This is a genomic window from Kitasatospora sp. NPDC050543 (genome assembly GCF_044457565.1).
In the GTDB taxonomy this organism is placed as follows: Bacteria; Actinomycetota; Actinomycetes; order Streptomycetales; family Streptomycetaceae; genus Kitasatospora.
This window is the reverse complement of sequence record NZ_JBITGZ010000030.1, coordinates 13,552-33,311: the sequence shown is the minus strand read 5'-3', so window position 1 is coordinate 33,311 and position 19,760 is coordinate 13,552. Positions and strand designations below refer to the sequence as shown.

Sequence of the window (19,760 nt, the reverse complement as noted above, 5' to 3'; positions counted from 1 at the left end):
TCTGCTCATAGGCTCCGAGCATGGCGAATACACAGGCGGGGGACATGGCGAAGAACCGGCTCGGGTGGCGCCCCGAGAAGCTGAGGGAACAGCGTGAGGCCCACGGCCTGACGCTGGAGCAGGCCGGCGAACGGCTCCGCGCTGTCGCGGAGAAAGCCGGCCTGAAGGGGATCCCCGCTGCATATCCGCAGACGCTCAGCCAGCACGAACAGGGCGACGTGTACCCGGGCCCGCACTACCGGCGGGCGTACTGCCTGCTGTACCGGGCGACCGAACCCCAGCTGGGTTTCCGCAGTGCCCTGCCAGGCGAGGACAGCCGGTTCGAGCTAACGCCGTTGGACGACAAGCTCACCGGGAACCACGTCCTTGCCGTCGAACGGGCGCTGCTCCAAATCTCGGCGGGATCCGCCGAAGCGGACAGCTACGGGCTGCAGCGGCGGATCATGGACGCATGGAAGCGCCGGCACACGGGAGGAGACCCGCACCGCCCGGTCGTCATCCTGGTCGGGGGATTCGCCGGCAGCGGCAAGACGGAGTTCGCCCGATTCCTGACTCAACTGACCGGCTGGCCATTGCTGGACAAGGATCCGCTCACCCGACCGCTCGTCGAGCAGCTCCTGGTCGCCCTCGGCGGAGATCGGAACGATCGCCACACCCCGCTGTACCGCGAGCAGGTGCGCGCAGTCGAGTACGACTGCCTGATGCAGGCGGCCTACGCCAACATCAACTGCGGGATCTCCAGCGTGCTGTCTGCCCCGTTCATCGCAGAGATGACCTCCGAGGAGTGGATGACCCGGCTCAGCAACCGGTGCAGGGCCCAGGGAGTAGATGTCTTCCCGATCTGGGTCCAGTGCGATCCGGAGTCGATGCGCGAGTACATCAGCTTCCGATCCGCGGCGCGCGACGCCTGGAAGCTCTCCCGATGGGAGGAGTACATGGCAACGGTCGACATCGACCTGCGCCCGGTGGTGCCGCACCTGCTGGTGGACAACCGAATGGGCTCGGCAATCTCGCTGGCTGACCAAGCGCGGCACGCTCTCGCGGCGGTGCGCGCATGAATCGCCAGCGCGGAGTAATCCTCTACGGGCCTCCGGCGTCCGGGAAGGACACCGTGACCCGAGTGCTCTCCGAGCTGGAACCTGCCTTCGGCCTGTTCTCCCGGGTGAAGGTCGGGCCCGGCCGGTCGGCCGGCTACCGGATGGGCACCCCAGAGCACCTGGCCCAGCTGCGCGCCACAGCGGGTGCCGTGGTCTACGAGAACTCGAGGTACGACAGCACCTACGTGACGGACCGGCCGGGGTTGGACGCGGCGTTTGAGGCCGGGGTGCCGGTAATGCATCTGGGGCAGGTCGACGGAATGCGGGCGGTGATGGACGGCTACCCGGCGGACTGGCTGACCGTGCTGCTGTGGTGCCCGAAGGAGTCGACCGCTGCCCGATCGGCGGACCGGGGCGACGCGGACACCCCCGCGCGCCTGGCCGCCTGGGATGCCACGAAGGCGGACCTGGACGCCAACCTGGGCTTCCGGTTCGACTTGGTGGTCCGCACTGACACCGTCCCGCCCGAGCAGGCCGCCGAGCAGATCCGCCAGGCGCTCGCCGAGCGCGAGCAGCAGCTGGTGCTGTTGGACTTCGACGACACTCTGATCGACCGCCTCACTGCGGTGACCGCCTGGATCTCCGGGTACTGCGCCGAGCACGGCATGGCGCCGGAGGCTGAGCAGCGGATGCTCGGCGCCATGCAGATCCGCGCAGACCTGCACACGTTCGAGGATCTGTGTGCCGAGCTGGGCCTTCCCGAGTCGGCCGACCAGCTGTGGGCGCGCTACAACGCGGAGCTCCCGGTGACGGTCCAGCCGTACTCCGGTGTGCTGGACGCGCTCAACGCGGTCCGGACCGAGGGGTGGCGGGTCGTCGTCGTCACCAACGGCGGCGCCGAGATCCAGCGCGCCAAGCTGAAGTCATCCGGTGTCGCCGACATGGTCGACGCGGTGTGCATCTCCGAGGAGGCCGGCGCCCGCAAGCCGGACCGGCTGATCTTCGAGACGGCGGCCGCGAGCGTGGGGCGCAGCCTCGCGCAGGGTGGCTGGATGGTCGGGGACAACGCCGAGGTGGACGTGGTCGGCGGCCGCGAGGCCGGGCTGCGCACCGTCTGGGTCTCCCACGGCCGTTCCTGGCCGGGTGGTGCGGAGCCGGACTACATCGCTCGGGACGTCCTGGACGCCCTTGACCACGTACGTGGCGGTGCTCGATGACGAGCGGTCAGGTCGTGCTCGGAGTCCTGCACCCGGGCAGCATGGGCGCGGCAGTCGCGGCCTGTGCGGTGTCTGCCGGGGCCCGCGTGCTTTGGTGCCCGGAAGGGCGCAGCAGCGCCACGGTGGAACGCGCCGAGCGGTTCGGCCTGGAGCCGGTAGCTGAGCTGTCCGAGCTGCTCGAGCAGGCCGAGGTGGTGCTGAGTCTGTGCCCGCCGGCTGCGGCTGAGGATGTCGCCGCCGAGGTGGCGAGCCACGGATTCGGCGGGCTGTACGTGGAAGGCAACGCGATCAGCCCAGAGCGGGCTGTACGCATCGCCGAGGTACTGAGCGGCTCTGCTCGCGCGGTGGTCGACGGGGCGGTGATCGGCTCACCCCCGGTCGGATCTAAGCGCACCCGCCTCTACCTGTCGGGGCCAGCTGAGGAGACCGCTCTCGTGAGTCGGATCTTCGCTGGCACTGCGGTGTCCACGCCTGTCCTGGGCGAAGAGATGGGGCAGGCTAGCGCGCTGAAGATCTCGTACACCGCCTACCAGAAGGTGAGCAGGGTGCTGGCTGCCCTCTCCTACGGCCTGGCGCAGCATCATGGTGTCGGCCAGGAGCTGCTCGACGTCGCAAGCGCTCGGTCTGGCAGCTACCTGGTCGAAACGGACTACATCACGAAGACGGCGGCGCGGGCCTGGAGGTGGGCGCCGGAGATGGAGGAAGCCGGCGACTCCCTGCGGGCGGCGGGCCTGCCCGACGAGCTGATGCGCGCTGCCGCCTCCACGCTTGCCCAGTGGGAGGCAGCCAGAGACGAGTCATTGACAGTAGAGCAAGCCCTCGAAGCACTCGCCGGGACGCGAACTCTGTCCACAGGCCAACCGCCAGATGCTGCATCTGGCGGACACGCCCGGCAACCCCTGGCGTAAGAGATCTGTCCTGGCCCAGGGCTAGGCTCCGATCGATGCCCGGCAACGGGCACGCACTACCTGATCTTGAAAACACGAAAGCGACCCCACAAAATCCGCCAAGATTCTGGGCCGCTCTCGTTGACCTAACTATTTAGCTGTCGTCGGTCCGACGGTACCAGTCGTACCCCGCACGGCGCGAGAGACACCCGTCTCGTCGCCCGGCTGGGGGACGTGCCTGGTGCCGACGGACCGACGACAGCGGGAAAGAGAGCAACCCCGTTGACCACCGCTGTCCTACGGCGCAGCCGGATCACCCCGGCCGCCGCCGCTTCCCCTTCCCCGGGTGTGATCGCCTGCCGTGGAATCCGTGACACAGATCACCTAGCTAAGGGTCACACGGAGCCCGGATTTCACACCTCTATGGGCATGACGCAGCAGACCCATGTCCAGACCCGCCCCTTCTACCCCTCGGCCGTCCAGGCCGGGCTGCTCCTGGTGGGCGTCGCCGGATCGGCGGTGGCCCTGTGAGCCTGGAGAAGCCGAAGCTCGCCCAGGTCGTCATCCCCGCGTGGATGGCGAAGCTGCTCGCCCAGGTCCGCGAGACCGAGCAGGAGGAGGGCACCTTCGAGATCGAGGCCGAGGACGAGCTCCCGTTCGCCCAGCTCGGCTCCTGGGTGGCACTGTCCGGCGTCAGCCCGCGGGCGATGGCCCTGTACTGGTTCATGGCGATGCACCTGAACCTCAAGCGCGGGGACCGATACGTCTGGCCGTCGAAGGACGCCCTGGCGTACCTGATGCAGTACTCGCGCGGCGACAAGATCGACCCGTTCCTCAAGGAACTGGTGGCGATCGGCGCGGTAATCGTGGTCTCCGTTCCTGACAGCAGCGGCCCGCAGAAGCGGAACGTGTACCGACTGCCCGCAACGCCGCCATCGGGATGGTCCGGGCCGGTGTCGACCCATGACTGGTATGCCGATCACAACGTTGAGCATCCCGAGAATCTCGGATCCCCTTCCGCTTCCCCAATCGCTGCTCCCCGCCGGCCCCGCCTGAGCTCGCGCACCCGCTGGGCGGTCTTCGCGCGCGATGGGTACCGCTGCCTCGCATGCGGCACCCCCGAGAACCTGACGATCGACCACATCGAGCACCAGTCGCGGGGAGGCGGGCACGAGATCGAGAACCTCCGCACGCTCTGCCACTCCTGCAACAGCCGCCGGGGCGCCGGGGCGCTGGACGAGGTGGACCGGTGAGCATCGAGGCGTTGAACTACGTTCGTCTACTGAAGATCGGCAACCGGGGCCGCAAGTTGTGCCTTCTCCTGATCGCCGACCGGGCTGACGAGAACTTCTCCTGCTTCCCGGCCGTGGGCCTACTGGCGGCTGAATGTGAAGTCTCCGAACGTCAGATCCAGCTCGACCTGGCCTGGTTCCGAGAGAACAGCTTCCTGTCCGACCGTGAGCGGTGGCGCTCAGACGGATCCCAGACATCCAGCAGGTACTTCCTCCACGGCCCGTGGGACAACTTCGGCGGGACCGGCCGGCCGTTCGCCCAGATCATCACACCCAAGGAAGTTCGCGCCGAGCGGTGGGCGAAGGCCCCAGCCGAAGGGGAGTTCCGGGACGGAACCGTCGCGGCCGGGCTCGTACTCGTTAAAACCGACATCTCCGCAGCTCAGCAGGGGGTGAACCGTGATGCGGGTGCGGGTACTGCATCCTCCGCCATCGCACCCGAAATCGTTAAGTCGGGCATCCTCGCAGGTCAAGAGGGGGTGAAGTCCAGTTCACCCCCTCCGGTGAAGCACACTTCACCCCACCCCCTGAAGCCTGCTTCACCCCTTGAACCACCAGTTGTATCCACCAACACGAATGACGCTGCGCCCGCTGGGCGCGTTAGCGCCCCTGACGCCCGTAGGGCATCTACAGGTAGTAGCGCGCGCGCGATGCGAAGCGGCTCCGCCGCGCCCCGAAAGACAAGCCCCGCCCGGATGGACAAGCGCACTGCCGCCGCATTCCGGACCGTGGTCGACGCGCTGCCCGCCGACCTGCGCCAGCTCGCCGAGCGCCCGCTGCCCGTCAAGGTGCCGGCCAGGCCGCTCGGCAACCTGATCCGGGAGCAGCTGGGCCAGCGCACGCCGGAGCAGCTGGTGGAGCGGATCGGGCGGCGGTGGATCCAGCACCGCTGGGAGGAGAAGTGCCGCAGCGCGATGTCGGGCGAGCCGCTGCGTTCCGGGGTGGGGATCGCGGTGGAGCTGCTGAAGGCACCGGAGTGCTCGCACCCGCGGTGCGAGGACGGAACGGACATCGACACGAAGGCGCCCTGCCGGGTCTGCCCGGAGCGGCAGGCGGACTTCCGCCGGTCCCGGCGTTCGGGAGGCGGTGCGATCCCGCCGCAGTCAGGCGGCCAGGGTGAGGGGCCGGTGAAGTGGTGGTGCGTCACCGACGGCTGCGGCTACAACTCGTACGGCACGGGGCCAGCTGACGGCCTGTGCGCGGACTGCCGCACCGAGCTGGATCTGGGGCCGATTGACCCGGCCGAACTCGCAGAGGTGGCCCGGGCCTTCGCGGCGGCGGGCTTCGGTCCCGAAGGTACCCAGTGACTGGCCCATTCAGATGCTGGGGCGAGGGACCGCCGAGAGCGGCCCTGCGCACCCCTGTAGGCGATCATCCTCCCCTTCCGCGCTCGATCCGGTGCGCGGGGTTGAGATCGCCCGGCAGAAGGCGATCTACGGCCTTGGCCCGCAACCGATGAATCCGACCGACCAAGGAGGACCTCATGCGCATTGACCCCGCGAAGGTGACCGCCGTACTGCTCGCCGACGGTTGGCATCATCTGGACCCCGGTTCGCTGGAGATCGGGTCCGGCCCGTTCGAGGGGACCTGGTTCACCTTCACCGAGGCGCCGGACGCCACCAAGCGCGTCCAGCTGTCCGGCCCGGTGTCCTCGATCGTCGCGCTCACCTCCGAGCCATCCGTCACGGCGTCGATACCGGAGTGGTGCGGCGGGTGCAACGGCGGCTATCCCACGGCCAAGGCCGCCGAAAGGTGGGTGGACACCGGCCTCGGGATGGTTCGCTGCCCGGACTGCAACCCGCACGCCGGGGCCCGGCCAGCAGGTGGGTCCCCGGCGTGGTGCGGCCGGTGTGACGACACCTCGGCACGGTGGCTCAAGTGGCGCTACGAGAAGGACGGCACGCCGTTCTTCCAGTCGATTCCCTGCCCGCGCTGTCACCCCGATCCAGAGAGCCTGCTGACCAAGGTGCCCAGGGCGCGCGCCTCCTACGAGGAGTGCCTCGCCATGCAGGCCATGGAGCAATCCCAGGAGTAGCCAGCTCCACCAGGCCGGGAAGGAGTTCGGCAAGAAAGCCCTGCGGCCGCCGCCAGATGACTGCTTGCCATCCCGCTCTGACCTCTCTGCATTCGGCCGCATCGCGGCCAGGTGACGGAAGCCCTCGCGCGCTCGCGCGCACAGTTACCCGTCACCTGGCCTACGGCCGTCCGGGAAAAGCGCAGCGACCAGGTTCTGGAGAGGGTTCTAGATATTGGGCAGCGTGGGTGCTGCCACCCTCGCAGCACCCACGCTGCTACCCCCGGCAGCACCCACGCTGCTACCCCCGGCAGCACCGGTGCTGCCACCCCCGGCCCGTGAAGCCCACGTCGGCCGGCCCGCGTAGCGGCCTCGCGCCTCGCGCGCGAAGACCACCTGTAGATGCCCTTCGGGCGTCCGGGAGGGGCTCGCCGCGTTCTCTCTCTACTTCTCTTAAGGATGTCCGTCTGGTGGGGAGACCCCCATCCGCGTGGTGGGGAGACCCCCGGGGTCACGGGGCCGCGCCCGGGGTGTGCCCCGATCGAGTGAGTTACATTCAAAAGTGCGATCCAAGAGTGACTTTCACGCTACAATGGGACCAGAAAGGGGAGGTGCTGACTGATGAGCGACGACCTGTTCGCGGCGATCGACGCGCTGCTGGAGCGGCCGAAGCCGGCTGACGACCTGCCGGTGCCCGCCGAGCGGGAGCGGCTGCGCAAGGCCGCCGAGTACACCCAGGAGGACCTGGCGAAGGCGTTGAAGACCCGGCGGGAGACGATCGTGCGGTGGGAGGCCGGGTCGACCGACCCGCGCCCGCCCAAGCGCGAGGTGTACATCCGGTTCCTCGCGACGCTGGCGCTGCGCCACGGCACGGTCGAGCCCACCGAGTGGCTGCGCCGGGCCCAGGCCGCCAGCCTCGCACCCGCCGCCGTCCAGGCTCCGGCTCCGGTGGCCGAGCCGACGACGGCCGGCCCGGCCGAGGCGGCGCCGACCGCGCCCGTTCCCGTGCCGGCGGCGTTCGGCGGCGACCAGGCGGACCAGGCGGACCAGGCGGTGGAACTCGACCGCGACGCGGCCGGGGACCTGGTCCCAGGCCAGCCGCAGCCGTGCGTGCGGTGCGGGCGCCCGACGCCGTACCGCTCGCAGGGCCGCCCGGTGCACATGGGCGGCTGGTGCACCGCCACCGCGGCACCGCAGCTGGCCGCCGAGCAAGCTCCGACCGCCGCAGCGGCGCCGGTCGCCGCTCCCCGCCAGGCTGCCCCTGCGACCGCGCCCGCGCGCCGTGCGACGTCGTCGCGTCCGGCGGCGTCCTCGCGGGTGCGCAAGGCTCCGGCGAAGACAGCTGCGGCGGCTGAGGGGCCGTCGGACTGGGAGGCGGCCGCCGTGGCGCGGTTCCCGTCCGGACCGCTCGCGGTGCTCGACGCCGCCCCTTCGGGCAAGGGCCTGGTGGCCTACCTCGCGGACGGCACGGTGGCGCCGACCGCTCCGGCCGGCCGCACCTTGGCGGCCGTCGTGGAGTGGGCACTGGAGGCCAAGTTCGGCTCGCCGCGGCTGCACCGGCACGGCAAGGACGGCGACGCCCTGGTCGTCATCGCCGACGCCGCTCTCGCCGAAATCGGGCTGCCCCGGATGGGCCGCGACGAGAAGACGGAGTTCGTGCAGCGCCTGGGCCAGCTGCCGAAGACCCACAAGGCCGTGAAGCAGGTCGCGAAGGCCGGCTGGCTGCTCACCCAGCGCGGCCTCGGGCCGTGGGCCCGGATCTACCGCACCCCCGAGGACGGCAAGCGCCAGTGCGTCCAGCTGTGCATCCCGGCCTGGGGCGCGCTGGCCTCCGGCGGCTGGACCATCCCCGACAACCTCGGCCCGGCCGACCTGGCCCGCCTGCTCGGCACCTACGCCACCCGCGTGCTCACCCCGCGCGGCTCCACCGCCGTCTCCGGCCTGGAGCTCGTCACCGCGCTGCGCCCGCCGACCCGCGCGGTGCGCACCGAGTCCGGCTGGACCTCCGGCGCGGTGGAGGGCTCCCGCCCGAAGGACGGGTTCGACCCGGCGCCGCCGGAGGTCCCGGACGTCCACCCGCTCGCCCAGGACCGCGAGCCGGGCGGCGAGCTGGTCACCGAAGCCTGGGACTGGCACCGCGAGCTCACCGACGCCGAGAAGGCCGCGCCGTTCGCGGTCGGCCTCGATGTGAACATGGCGTTCCTCGCGGCCGCCGGCCGCCTGGTGCTGCCGCTCTCCGGCCCCGTGCACGAGCTGAACCCCGCCTTCGACCCGAAGACGCCCGGGTCGTGGCTGGTGGACCTGTCCGGCGTCGACACGAACCCGCTGCTCCCCTCGCCGTTCACCGCCGACGGCTCCCGGCCGACCGGCCCGGCCTGGTACTCCACGGTGAAGGTCGCCTACGCCACCGAGCTCGGCGCCCGGGTCCAGCCGACCGAGGGCTGGCTGCGGCACGAGCACGGCCCGTACCTGGACCCGTGGCACAAGCGGCTCCGCGCGGCGTACGTCGACACGATGGCCGCCCTCGGCATCCCGCTCACCCTCGCCGACACCGACCCGCTCGCCTTCCTCGACGCCATGGCCAACCTCAAGACCACCGGCGACCCAGCCGAGCTCGCCGTGCTCACCGCCATCAAGCAGACCGCCAAGGGCACGATCGGCAAGATGCGCGAACGCCCCCGCGGCCACGGCTACAAACCCGGCGAACGCTGGGCCGCGCTGGACCGCCCGACCTGGGACCCGCTGATGCGCGCCCTCGTCATCGACACCGCCACCGTCAACCTCCACCGCAAACTCCGCCGCATGGCGGGCGACACCGGCCTGTACTGCTTCGCGGTGCTCTCCGACTGCGCCGTGTTCGCCGCCCCCGGGCCCGGCGCCCTGGACGTCCTCACCAAGCCCGACGGCACCCTCACCACCTCGCTGCGCCTGGGCGTCAGCCCCGGGCACGTGAAGCACGAAGGCAGCCGGCCGATGGCGGAGGTGCTGGAGCTGATCGCCGACCAGGCGAATCCCGCCCGGCACATGAAGGCCAGCGGGCAGGTCTCCGCCGACGAGTAGCCGCACCCCGGCCCGCCCGCACCGGCCGGCGGGCCACCCGGCACCCCGAACAACTACGGCGCCCCTGGGGCGCCAGGAAGGACAGTCCGATGGGGGAGATCGACGAAGGCCTGGAGCGCGCCGAGCGCACCCGCCCGATCCCGGTGCACCTGATCACCCGCGTGAAGTTCCTGTGGGAGAAAGTCGCCAAGGAGGACACCAAGGCCCTCGCCAAGGCCGCTGGCATCTCGGTGCGCACCGCCCAGCGCTGGGCCAGGGCGCTAAAGGAGGGCGAGGAGCCGGTGATGACCAAGGCCAACGAGAAGAAGGTGGAGCAGGTCGTTCGCGCGAAGTGGCAGCCGAGGGTGAAGGACCGCACCCGCAAGGCTGCCGAGAAGAACGGCTTCATGCTCCACATCAGCGGCACCTTCGGCTACAGCTCCGCAGCCGGCTCCACCGACGACCCCCGGGCCCGCACGATCACCCAGAAGATGCCCGGCGACGTCGCCAAAAAGTTGTACGAGGCCCGCGACGCCGGAGCCACCCAGGCCCAGCAGGAGCGCATCCTCGCCGAGGGCCTGCGCGAGCACTACTTCAAGGACAACGGCCGCCGCGCCCGAGGCCTCGACGTCGAGCTGAACGACATCGCCTGGATGGACGTCGAGCTGTAGATCTCCGGCCGCCGGCCCCGCCTGAAGCCGGCTGTGACTGAGCGCTTCAGGTGGCCAGTGCGCGGTCGAGTTGGCCAGTTGAGCGTTTCCGCTTCCGTCAGTCCATCTCGTGTAGCGAGAGGGCGACGCTGGCGCAGGCCAGCACCGTGGTGGCTGTGGCGTTGAGGAAGAGCGTGAAGGCCCATGCACGATCTGTGGTGTCGATCCACCCGATACGAAGGAGTTCGTCTTCCATGCGTTCGAGGAGCCCAACGGTCTCGGCGAGGCCGAGTGTCGCCCGCCCACGCTTCTGAGCGATCCGGAGCCGGGTTCGGTAGGTGTGGAAAAGCTGGTCGGCAGGCACCAGACCGTCCCAGACACCGAAGGTGCCTCCGGAAAGCAGGGCCTCGCGTGCGGGGCCGCATGCCGGCGTCTGCTCGACGAGCATCTCGAATAGACCGTCGGGCGTCATGCGCCAACCCTGCCGGATCATCGCTCACCTGGCCAACCCAAATACTCAGTCACACCGGTTGTGACTAAGCGCGATAGTCGGCCCTTGAGCACGCCAGTTGGCCCCTGAGCGCGATGGGTGGCCGCAGAGCAGCGGACGGGAAGGGCTCCCGCCCGAGGCGGTACCGGAGTCCGTCATTAGGCTCCAGCACCATGACCAGTGATCTCGGATTCACCTGCACGTGCTGCGGGGCCAACCACTCTGAGCTGCCGATGAATTACACAGCCGAGGCCCCGGCCGTGTGGGATCCGGCCTTCGCGGACGCAGAGGACTGCCTACTCTCGGCGGACCAGTGCGTGGTCCGTGCACAGCACTACTTCGTCAAGGGCCTTATCGAGATACCGGTCATCGGAAGCGACGATGTCTTCTCCTGGGGCGTCTGGGTCTCACTCAGCCGCGAGAACTACTCCCGGGCCGCAGACCTGTGGGACGAGCCCGGTCGAGAGGCCGAGGAGCCCTACTTCGGCTGGCTCACCACCGACCTGACGGCCTACCCGACCACGACCCTCAACCTGAAGACGCATGTCCACACCCGCCCGCTCGGTGAGTGCCCCTTCGTCGAGCTCGAGCCCACCGAGCACCCCCTCGCTCTCGAACAGCGCACGGGGATCACTCTCGACCGCGTACGAGAGATCGCGGCGGCCGTACTCCACTTCGGGCGCAGTGAGCAGCAGTGATGGCCGACAACTCCGCGTCGCCGATCCCGGTCGCGCCTGGCGGCTTGAGCGGCAGGGCCCGGCGGTTCGTCGAGGTGGATGGCATTCGTGTCCCTCGGCAGGGCATCCGGCGGTACCACGAGGCGTGGATCGGGAACGGCATCCCCGCTGTGGAGATCGACCGGGCCGCGGCCTTCCAGGACCGCTGGGGTGGCCTCGCCCTGCCGCCGGCCCCGTTCTACGAGGGCGGCCCGCGCATCCTGCACGCCGGCTGTCCCGAGGGCTCGGCCGCAGAGGGCTGGTCGTTCCCTGCCGGGAGTTGCCGGGTGTCCATGGCCTACGGATTCATGATCGGCCCCGACGGTGCATTCGGGATCGACGCTCACCGCTGGACAGCCCTGCATGCCAGCACCGACGGATGGGTGGAAGCCTTGGCACTCGCAGCCCACGCCGGTCGCTGGGCCAAGACCGTCACAAGGATCAAGGGCAAGGCCGTCGAGTCCTTGGACCTTGGCGGGTACGAGCCGGTACCTGAGGTGCAGGGCCTGACCGACACATGGTGGCGCGGCAGGGACTCGCTCGTCGCCCTCTACCGGGGCGAGGCTGTCGGCCTTGATGCACCTCAATGCCTCGAAGCTCACGTGTACGGCGGCCTCGACGAGTGGGGTCTCCACGGCGGCTGACTGCCCGCAGCCCGCGCTACGAATCAACTGACTTGGACCCGCCACGAGGTCGGGTAGCCGGGTCACGTTGCCATGACCCGGCTACCCGACCACACCGGCGGCACCCGCCCCGACACCGGGGAGACCCCCCGTGAGCACCCGCTACCTGCCAACCGGTGAAACCGACCCCGACGTCTTCGACACCTCCGACTACACCCGCGACGGCTGGAAATTCACGGCCCTGTCCGACCTGATGCCCGGCCCCATCGCCATGGTGACCGTCGCCGTCACCGACGACCAGGACCCCCAACGCCAACAGTGCGACGTCCAGCTGCTCCTGGACCCCGCCAGCGGCTGCAGCATGCGCGTACGCGGCCGCCACCACCTCGCCCACTACGCCACCGAGACGGACGAGGAACCCGTGGTGGTGGCCCGGAATGCCGACCTGGAAGGCGTCGACAGCCTGCGGATCAGCCTCTACGGCGCCTGCAGCCGCCTCGGCCTTGCCGCCGCGCTGCGCGAAGCCGCCGAGATGCTGGAGTCAGCCGACCAGATGCCCGACGGCACCTGAAACCGCCCGCCAGCACTCTCCCGCACCCCTCGTGTCGCCGAAACTGAATTCCCAGCACCCCGTAGGACCCGGAACCGAAGTATTTCGATAACCGCAGATCGGCAATCCGTACCGTAATTCTCCTGACGATAGGAATTCCACCCGTGGACGCCATCGGCGTACAGCTCGAACTGCGTGATCTGGACGACGAGCAGCACCTGGCCGTCGCCGACGTCACCGCGATGCTGCGCAGCTTCTCCTCGATCTGGCGAGGCTGGGCGACCACCGGCCACAGCGACCTCGACCCGTACACCGTCGGCCTACTCGGCTCCGCGCTCGCCGACTTCGCCGACCAGCTCGACGTCGAAGCCATCGCCCGCACCGTCCCGGCCGCCGAGGCCGGCCGGTGAGCACCGACAGCGCGGCCCCGCCGGAACTGACCGGTTCACCGGATCACCGTCATCCGCCCGCAGCACCGCCGACCTACCCGGGCACTGCGACTCCTGCGTCCTGACCGGCCACCCCGACCGAGCCTGCGCCGACGGCTGCTTCGAGACCCACGACACCACCGACACGGGCCTGCCGCTGAGCGGCGACTGCGGACGGCCCATCACCGGCCTATGGCTGTCCGACGTGCGACTGCCGGGGGAGAGCGGCACCCAACAGCTCAGGTACTGGCACACTGCCCCTCCGCCTGCGCCCAGGCAGCCAGCTGACCGTGCGGCCGCACACTCAGCAAGGGCCAGCCGATGTGGAGCTTGCCGGCCAGCTGATTGCGGTGTGGCACGCCTTCGCAGACGGAGTGCGCCGTCCGCTGTCAGTGCGCGCCTCTACAGTCGTGGCCAGGCGTTGCACCAGGCAGGGGAGTTCGTGGCAGAGAAGACCGAGTACGTCTATCTGATCAGCTCCCCGCATGCCCGCCCCGTGAAGATAGGCCGCAGCGCCAACCCGAAGGTCAGACTCTCGAACCTCCAGGCGTGCTCCCCGGTCGAACTGCGCCTTCTCGCGACGTTCCCCGGGGGCCCCCGGCTCGAGAAGCACCTACACCAGCGCTTCGCTGACTTCCGTAAGCACGGTGAATGGTTCGACTTCCAGAAGCAGGACCCCCTCACCATCGTGACAGCCGCAGTTGCGGCGTACCTTCCTGCCGAGAGACTTCCGGACCGGGCGACGCCTGCTCGGCCGCTGTCCGAGGTCGCTGAGGACATCCTGGGCCACTACAAGGCGGAAGCCCCCGACGGGGACCGGCTGTGGACCAACAATCTGATGCTCTCGAAGCTCGCGCAGACGTCGCCAACCACAGCGGCCAAGGCGCTGAAGAGACTGGTGGCCGAAGGTCACCTGGTTGTTGCCGGACAGGTTGGTCGCTGCACGCTTTACGCGCTGTCTGAGCCGGTCCCACAAGCTGACCGCCCCCGGCCCCGGCTGGTGCTCGTCCACTCGGTGCCAGCCACTGCGAAGTGAGCGCGGTACCAGCAGAAGCACGCAGCAAATCCAGCCGGATCTGCCCGTGCGACCAGGGGCTCCATCGTCAGTGACCGTTGCATCCTCCGAGCGTGAGGCCTGCGACAGTGCTCGGGGCGGCCCCTGCCGCTGGGGCTGACGCAGCCGGACGTCGCGTCAGTACCCGGTGGTGCCGGCAGGAGAAAGGGGGATCGGGTGGTGCTGTAGGTGGGTGGCCAGTGGATCATGCCGCCCGGTGTTGCCCGGCCTGCTGCCCACTGGGGGTGACCTTGCTGTGCCTGGGTTTGAGTGGTGGGGGCGGCGTTGACAGCAGAGGAGGAGGTGGCTTGATCATGTGGCAGGTTGAGGTGACGTCACAGGTTGTGCGACGTGCGGTCGGTGGCTGTTGACAGCCGTGGTCGGGAACCTGTATTCGCGCGGGCGCACGTTTAAAGACAGAAGGGGACATGTGCTCTGACCTGCGGCGATGTACCCGCTAACGTCCGGAAAACCAGACGATAGGGCCGGAAAACCAGACGTTGCGCGCGGGACAGTCGGTGCGTAGCATGCGCGACACGACGATGAGTGCCGTTGTTTTTCGCTTCTTGTCCTGTAGGTTCATGGCGCTAAGGTCGGGTTCTTCGGAGCTAACGTCTGGAAAACCAGACGTTAGGGGCAAGGAGCGGGGATGGCTGTTCGGAGGGGCCGTGTGGCCCTGGTCGACCTCGACACGGGGGAGGCGCTGCCTGCGCCGAGGCCGAGAACCCCGCACTCCCTGGACGGCAGCTACACGCTGGCGGCGTACACCGACGACGCGCCGCTGTACTCGCTGGCGCTGTCCGGAGCGGAGTGGGCAGCGATCGACTGGGTGCGCTCGCACGGCGGGGCCGGCGCGGCGGTGAAGGTCGTCCCGGCCGTAGTGGCAGCGGACATCCTGGCCACCGAGACCACCGCGAAGACGGCCCTGGCCCGACTGGTAAAGCTGAACATCCTGCTGAAGACTTCACCGCGCTCCAGCACCTACCAGCTCAACCCGCGCCGGTTCTGGGAAGGCAGCGGCGATGCGCAGGTCCAGGCGTGCCGCAGACTGGACCCACCCGCCATCACGCCGGACGCCAAGGCGCTGACAGCGGCGAAGAAGACAGCGGAGAAGGCCGCCGCGAAGACCCCCGGCCCGCGACGTGTCCAGAACGGAGAAGGCCGATGAGCGCCGCCCACACCTTCGACCCCGACACCCTCGGCATGCCGCCGGTCTACACGCTCAACCTCAGCGCGGCCCAGCGCAGCGCGCTGGAGTGGCTGACCAGCCGCGGCGCGCTGTTCGCGGAGATCAGCGTCGACGTGGAGGAGATCGCGCTGGACTGCGGGACGTCGGTGTCGACTGTCCACGACGCGCTGGCCCGGCTGACCGCGCTGAAGCTCACCGAGCACCCGGATCCGACCCGGTATCGGGTCAACCCCCGGTACTTCTTCGCGAGCAACCCCGAGATCCGCCGCCTGGTCGCCGAGGCCATCGACGCCCCCGAGATCACGCCGGACGCCCGGGCCGAGAGCCCGCGCAAGGTGGGCAACGTTGCGAGCAAGCGGCGCCGCACTATCAAGGCGGTCCCCGACAGCGAGTAGGCCGTTTCGGGCTCCCTGAGTGATGGAGGCCGCCGAGCTCGGCGGCAGCGATGAGGAAGGCTGAGGACGACCTGGCCACCGTTCACCACTTGCCGTTCGGCCAGCACCCCGACGGCCAGGCGACGAGTAACTCCTCCTGGCTCATGGCCCGCCGTGCCGAATCCGGACGGCGGGCCTTTTGCCATGGCGCAACCGAGGCCGCAGCGCTCGATCAGGCCGGGACCGCGGCCAGGGCGGGTTCCTCGGCCAGAATCGCGGCGATTCTGCGGGCTCGGTCGGCGATCGCAGGCGGGAGGCGGTCGAACGCGGCGGGTTCTTCCGAGCGGGCGTACTGGAGTGCATACAGCACGGCTTCGGTGTCGCCGTACTCGTCCGGTGCGGTCGGATCGTTCCGGTTGTTGATCAGGGTGGTGAGCGTGGCCGTCGCGGGGTCCTTGGCGGGGCGGCCGAGTAGTGCGTCCAGGTACTCCTGGCCCTCCTGGGTGTGCACGGCGCGGGGGATCTGCTGTTCCAGCTGCAGAAAGCCTTCGACCTCCCGTTCAGGGGTGCCGCTCTCCGCGACGCAGGCGGCCTGTGCCGCCGCCAGCAGGCTGAGTGTGTCGATGGCGTCGGTGACCCGGTACAGCGGCATGCGCCGCCAGTCCCGGGAATCGGGCTGGGTGTGGGCCATGACTTCCTGGAGGCTGTGGAGCGCCTCCATGATCAGATGCCGGACGGCGCGGCGCAGGGGCTCGGGCATCGTGTCGCGTTCTCTCATGCCCCCGAACCCTGGCGGACCCGGCCGGAGCCTGAGCTCGTTCGGCCTCGGGATCGGGGCGTGTCCGCAGAGGATCACCCGCGCGGCCGCAGCCCGCGCCGCCCTGCGGCCTGGTCGGTCACCAGATCGGCCGGTCGGCCGGTAGCCGGGCTACCGGGCTGCTGATCTGCCACCAGCTGAAGTCAGCGCGCCGGCGGCGGCCTGGCGGCCCGCCGCGAACGCTGCGCCGTCCGCCGCTCGCCAGTCACGATGAGCCTCCCTGGACGGATTCGCCGACCAACTCGCGTCGTGTGGATCGCTGGTCAGCGGTGCCGGACGGCGCCCGCCAGTCAGGACAGCGAAAGTAACGCCCTGAGTGTTACCTTTGCTGCATGGGACGGCAGGAAGCTCTTCAGGTACTGGGGGAGATCGCTGCTGATCAGTGGGGTCTGATCACTACTGCGCAGGCGGCCGAGGCGGGCGTCGGCAAGATGACGCTTTCCCGGCTTGCCGCTGCTGGCCTGCTGAGCCGGATCGGGTACGGCGTATACGGCATCGTCGTTGCTGGCCAGCCCTCTCACCTGGAGATCCGCGCTGCGTGGCTGCGGCTGGACCCGGGGCGCGCCGCCTGGCAGCGCCCTACGGGCGACCCCGATTCCGGTGTCATCTCCCACGGCTCCGCCTGCGTCCTGCACGACATCGGCGACATTCCGGCGACAACGGTGGACATCACCGTGCCCCGGCGCCGCACCACCCGGGAACCCGACGTCAGGCTCCTACCCGGCACAGTCGAGCCCCTCGACGTCGCGTTCGTGGACGGCCTGCCCGTGACCACGGCCGAGCGCACCATCGCGGACCTGCTGGCCGACCGGGCCGACGGCGGCCATATCGGAGGCGTGATCGCCGACGCCCAGCGATCCGGCCTCCTCGACATCCCCGCCCTGGCCGACCGCGTCGCGCCACACGCTAAGGCGTACGGAGCCCCCGCGAGTGACGGCCGAGCCCTGCTCGCGCTGCTGCTCGAAAGCGTCGGCGAGCACCTGCGCGACGACCAGGCACTGGCAGAAGCCGCCCAGGCAGGCGCGGCCCAGGCAACAGAACTGCTGCTGACAGGCCTCGACGAGATCCTCACAGATCGCGGCCTGCTCGTTCGCGACGGCCAGCAAGCCCTCGTGTCCCTGGGCTTCGGCCAGTCCATCCACGCCAGCCTGCAGCAAGCGATGGCGCCAGCCGAAGCCAGCCTCGCCCGCGCGATCCGCCCGGCTCTGGATGCGATCACCGCCAACCTGGACCAGCAATTTGCTCCGCTGCGCGTTGCTCTGTCCGCACGCCTCGCGGCGAGCATGGCCCCCGGTGTCGACGCCGTCACCGCCTCGGCCCTGACACGTGTTGGAGAGCACGTCCAGGGCATCCAACTGTCCACGGATGCACTTGGGAAGCTGGCCGACGCTGTCGTCGGGTCACAGGAGGCGCTCAAGATCCCGGCCACGGCGTGGACTCGCACGGCTGCCCCGACCATGACCAACCACCTTCCGAAGTCCCTGGGCGCGGCTGAGCCGTCCTCGGAGCACTCAGCCAGCGCGGCAGGAACGAGCACGTGAACCCGTACAAATCCCCGACCGCCCTGAAGTCCGCGGTCAAGGCCCGCGCGCAGCAGCAGGCGAAGGTCACCGGTCTGCCCATCAGCGCGCTGATGGACCGCTTCTACTACCAGCGCCTGCTCGCCCGGATCTTCCGGCACGATCCGGGCGGCTGGATGCTCAAGGGTGGGCAGGCTCTCCTCGTGCGGTTCGCCCGCGCTCGTCAGAGCCGGGACATCGACCTCTACCGCCCGGATGCGGAGGCACCCGAGGCCGCCCTGGATGCCTTCCGCAAGGCCGCCGCACTCGATCTCGGCGACGGCCTGGCCTTCAGCATGCGGGGCAGCACTCTCCTGCCGAAGGGGCAGGGCGTGAAGCTGAAGGTCGACGTCCTCCTCGGCAGCGAGAAGGTCCACACGATCAGCATCGACCTGATGACCAACCTTCGGCCCCTGGGAGAGCCTGAGCGGGTCCCCCTCGAACCCGTTCTGCCGGCGGACTGGCCCGACGACTGGCCGGACGTGGTGCTCTACCCGCTGACCGACCACGTCGCCGACAAGATCTGCGCCATGTACGAGAGCCACCCACCCGGCCTGACACCCTCCAGCCGCTTCCGCGACCTCGCGGACCTTCTCCTCATTGCCCAGCAGAACATGCTCAAGGCGACCCTCACGATCGCGGCCATCCAAAGCGAGCAGTCCCGTCGCCAGGCCCTCGGCGGCCAACTGGACCTGCCCGCCGCCTTCACGGTCCCCGACCCGAACACCTGGCCCGCCGGCTACCGGCAGGCAGCAGCAGCGGTACCCGCTCTCAACGGCTGCGCCGACCTCGAAGCCGCAACCCCGCTCGCAACGGCATTCATGACCCCACTGCTCGACGGAACAGCCCGTGGCCAATGGAATCCAACAGCCAGCCAGTGGAGCTGACAGGGAGGCCCTACGACGACAGCAAGTCAGCGGACGGCAGTGGCCGTGCCGCTGGAGGCTGCCTCCCGTACGGCCTGGGTGGCCTTGAAGCGGCTGTCGACGATCCGGCAGTACCGCGCTGGGGTCGACCCTCCGTCCTGTAGGCGGGCATGGTCGGGCCGGCGGTTATCTTGGGTCTTTGGCATCTTTGCGCAGGTCAGACCACCAGCGGCCATGTCAGGCGCGTAAGGCACGTGGTCGGGTATCGGCGATGCGGCTCGCAAGTCTCGCCTCTCCGGCACAGGCCAAGGCCGCGATCAGGGCGGGCTGCGTGTGGCCGAGGCCGTCCGCCGGCCTTCCCGCCCCCAACGACGGCCCTTTTGCGTAGGTGGCACTCTGGGGCGAACGTGTATCCATGAGCAACTTCTGGGCCACGCTTGCCGGAGCTTTCGTTGGCGGCGGCGTCGCGGTGCTTGGTCAGTGGCGGCTCCAGGCGGGCATGTTCAGGCAGCGGCTGAAGACAGACTGGAAATTGCAACAGCATGCGACGATTACCGAGTGTCAAACCGCTCTAAAGAATGCCTGGGTGCGCTTCGTTGCTCCGGATGTCGAGTCAACGGAAGGCGACCTGTACTGGGGCATGCCCATCTTCGACGCCAAGCTTCTTGCCTCCCGGCTCCACGACCGTAGTCTCGCGGGGGCGATCGATACATGGCTCGCCAAGATCAACAAGGCAGCGAAGCGGGACCCCTCCGAGGCTGAGGTGGGAGAGTTGCAAAGCGAGTGGAAGACACTGAACTCGCGGCTCGCCGATCTCTACCGAACGGCGTATCCACAGTAAGTGAGTCCCACCACACTACGAGACCGAATGCGCGCGGGGTTTCCTTCGCCAATGGCACGCATCCGAGCCTTCACGTCGTGAAGGCTGTTGCCTGACCGTTGCCGGTGCATGCGAGTA

General features: G+C 69.4%; 20 protein-coding genes. 18 read left to right on the top strand and 2 right to left on the bottom strand.

What is annotated here, in order from left to right; translation table 11 throughout:
- Positions 1-20 precede the first annotated feature (20 nt).
- The 8 genes from ACIBH3_RS28450 (at position 21) to tpg (ending at position 10,157) form a co-directional block, all read left to right on the top strand.
- On the top strand, positions 21-1,058 hold the full coding sequence (locus ACIBH3_RS28450; RefSeq protein WP_396314952.1) for an AAA family ATPase: 1,038 nt from the start codon (positions 21-23) through the stop codon (positions 1,056-1,058).
- Between the two features lie 53 nt (positions 1,059-1,111).
- Positions 1,112-2,254 (top strand): HAD family hydrolase, encoded by a 1,143-nt coding sequence (locus ACIBH3_RS28445; protein WP_396314951.1) that lies wholly within the window; start codon positions 1,112-1,114, stop codon positions 2,252-2,254.
- The gene (locus ACIBH3_RS28440; RefSeq protein ID WP_396314950.1) at positions 2,251-3,162 is read left to right on the top strand and encodes a DUF1932 domain-containing protein; all 912 of its coding nucleotides are present in this window, start codon (positions 2,251-2,253) and stop codon (positions 3,160-3,162) included. Before ACIBH3_RS28445 ends, ACIBH3_RS28440 begins: the two co-directional genes overlap by 4 nt.
- A gap of 506 nt (positions 3,163-3,668) precedes the next feature.
- Positions 3,669-4,394, top strand: coding sequence for an HNH endonuclease (locus ACIBH3_RS28435; protein ID WP_396314949.1), 726 nt, complete (start codon positions 3,669-3,671; stop codon positions 4,392-4,394).
- Positions 4,391-5,740 carry a hypothetical protein gene (locus ACIBH3_RS28430; RefSeq protein WP_396314948.1) on the top strand — a complete coding sequence of 450 codons (1,350 nt, stop codon included), beginning with the start codon at positions 4,391-4,393 and terminating at the stop codon, positions 5,738-5,740. Before ACIBH3_RS28435 ends, ACIBH3_RS28430 begins: the two co-directional genes overlap by 4 nt.
- Positions 5,741-5,916: 176 nt before the next feature.
- On the top strand, positions 5,917-6,468 hold the full coding sequence (locus tag ACIBH3_RS28425) for a hypothetical protein (RefSeq protein WP_396314947.1): 552 nt from the start codon (positions 5,917-5,919) through the stop codon (positions 6,466-6,468).
- 600 nt (positions 6,469-7,068) lie between these two features.
- Entirely contained in the window at positions 7,069-9,507 is a 2,439-nt protein-coding gene (gene tap, locus ACIBH3_RS28420) for a telomere-associated protein Tap (protein WP_396314946.1), read from the top strand.
- A gap of 89 nt (positions 9,508-9,596) precedes the next feature.
- Positions 9,597-10,157: a telomere-protecting terminal protein Tpg gene (gene tpg, locus ACIBH3_RS28415; RefSeq protein ID WP_396314945.1), complete on the top strand. Its 561-nt coding sequence runs from the start codon at positions 9,597-9,599 to the stop codon at positions 10,155-10,157.
- Between the two features lie 97 nt (positions 10,158-10,254).
- Here tpg and ACIBH3_RS28410 read toward each other — a convergent pair whose 3' ends face one another.
- Positions 10,255-10,608, bottom strand: a complete 354-nt coding sequence (locus ACIBH3_RS28410; RefSeq protein ID WP_396314944.1) for a hypothetical protein — start codon at positions 10,606-10,608, stop codon at positions 10,255-10,257.
- Between the two features lie 251 nt (positions 10,609-10,859).
- On the opposite strand from ACIBH3_RS28410, the gene ACIBH3_RS28405 reads away from it, so the two are divergent.
- From ACIBH3_RS28405 to ACIBH3_RS28375, 7 genes are all read left to right on the top strand, one after another.
- Complete coding sequence (locus ACIBH3_RS28405) at positions 10,860-11,324, top strand: DUF2199 domain-containing protein (protein WP_396314996.1); 465 nt, start codon at positions 10,860-10,862, stop codon at positions 11,322-11,324.
- A complete protein-coding gene (locus tag ACIBH3_RS28400; RefSeq protein WP_396314943.1) occupies positions 11,324-11,986 on the top strand; it encodes a hypothetical protein in 663 nt (220 codons plus the stop codon). The genes ACIBH3_RS28405 and ACIBH3_RS28400 overlap by 1 nt, the downstream gene beginning before the upstream one ends.
- A gap of 130 nt (positions 11,987-12,116) precedes the next feature.
- Complete coding sequence (locus ACIBH3_RS28395) at positions 12,117-12,536, top strand: hypothetical protein (protein WP_396314942.1); 420 nt, start codon at positions 12,117-12,119, stop codon at positions 12,534-12,536.
- 143 nt (positions 12,537-12,679) lie between these two features.
- Positions 12,680-12,925 carry a DUF6213 family protein gene (locus ACIBH3_RS28390; protein ID WP_396314941.1) on the top strand — a complete coding sequence of 82 codons (246 nt, stop codon included), beginning with the start codon at positions 12,680-12,682 and terminating at the stop codon, positions 12,923-12,925.
- 460 nt (positions 12,926-13,385) lie between these two features.
- On the top strand, positions 13,386-13,979 hold the full coding sequence (locus ACIBH3_RS28385) for a GIY-YIG nuclease family protein (protein WP_396314940.1): 594 nt from the start codon (positions 13,386-13,388) through the stop codon (positions 13,977-13,979).
- 667 nt (positions 13,980-14,646) lie between these two features.
- A complete protein-coding gene (locus ACIBH3_RS28380) occupies positions 14,647-15,165 on the top strand; it encodes a MarR family transcriptional regulator (RefSeq protein WP_396314939.1) in 519 nt (172 codons plus the stop codon).
- Positions 15,162-15,581 (top strand): MarR family transcriptional regulator, encoded by a 420-nt coding sequence (locus tag ACIBH3_RS28375; protein ID WP_396314938.1) that lies wholly within the window; start codon positions 15,162-15,164, stop codon positions 15,579-15,581. The genes ACIBH3_RS28380 and ACIBH3_RS28375 overlap by 4 nt, the downstream gene beginning before the upstream one ends.
- A gap of 211 nt (positions 15,582-15,792) precedes the next feature.
- Here the strand turns inward: ACIBH3_RS28375 and ACIBH3_RS28370 are convergent, their stop codons facing one another.
- A complete protein-coding gene (locus tag ACIBH3_RS28370) occupies positions 15,793-16,338 on the bottom strand; it encodes a hypothetical protein (protein WP_396314937.1) in 546 nt (181 codons plus the stop codon).
- A gap of 371 nt (positions 16,339-16,709) precedes the next feature.
- Between ACIBH3_RS28370 and ACIBH3_RS28365 the strand changes: the two genes are divergently transcribed.
- The 3 genes from ACIBH3_RS28365 (at position 16,710) to ACIBH3_RS28355 (ending at position 19,643) form a co-directional block, all read left to right on the top strand.
- Positions 16,710-17,918 (top strand): type IV toxin-antitoxin system AbiEi family antitoxin domain-containing protein, encoded by a 1,209-nt coding sequence (locus ACIBH3_RS28365; RefSeq protein WP_396314936.1) that lies wholly within the window; start codon positions 16,710-16,712, stop codon positions 17,916-17,918.
- Positions 17,915-18,823, top strand: a complete 909-nt coding sequence (locus ACIBH3_RS28360) for a nucleotidyl transferase AbiEii/AbiGii toxin family protein (protein ID WP_396314935.1) — start codon at positions 17,915-17,917, stop codon at positions 18,821-18,823. Before ACIBH3_RS28365 ends, ACIBH3_RS28360 begins: the two co-directional genes overlap by 4 nt.
- 394 nt (positions 18,824-19,217) lie before the next feature.
- On the top strand, positions 19,218-19,643 hold the full coding sequence (locus tag ACIBH3_RS28355) for a hypothetical protein (RefSeq protein WP_396314934.1): 426 nt from the start codon (positions 19,218-19,220) through the stop codon (positions 19,641-19,643).
- Positions 19,644-19,760: the final 117 nt, after the last annotated feature.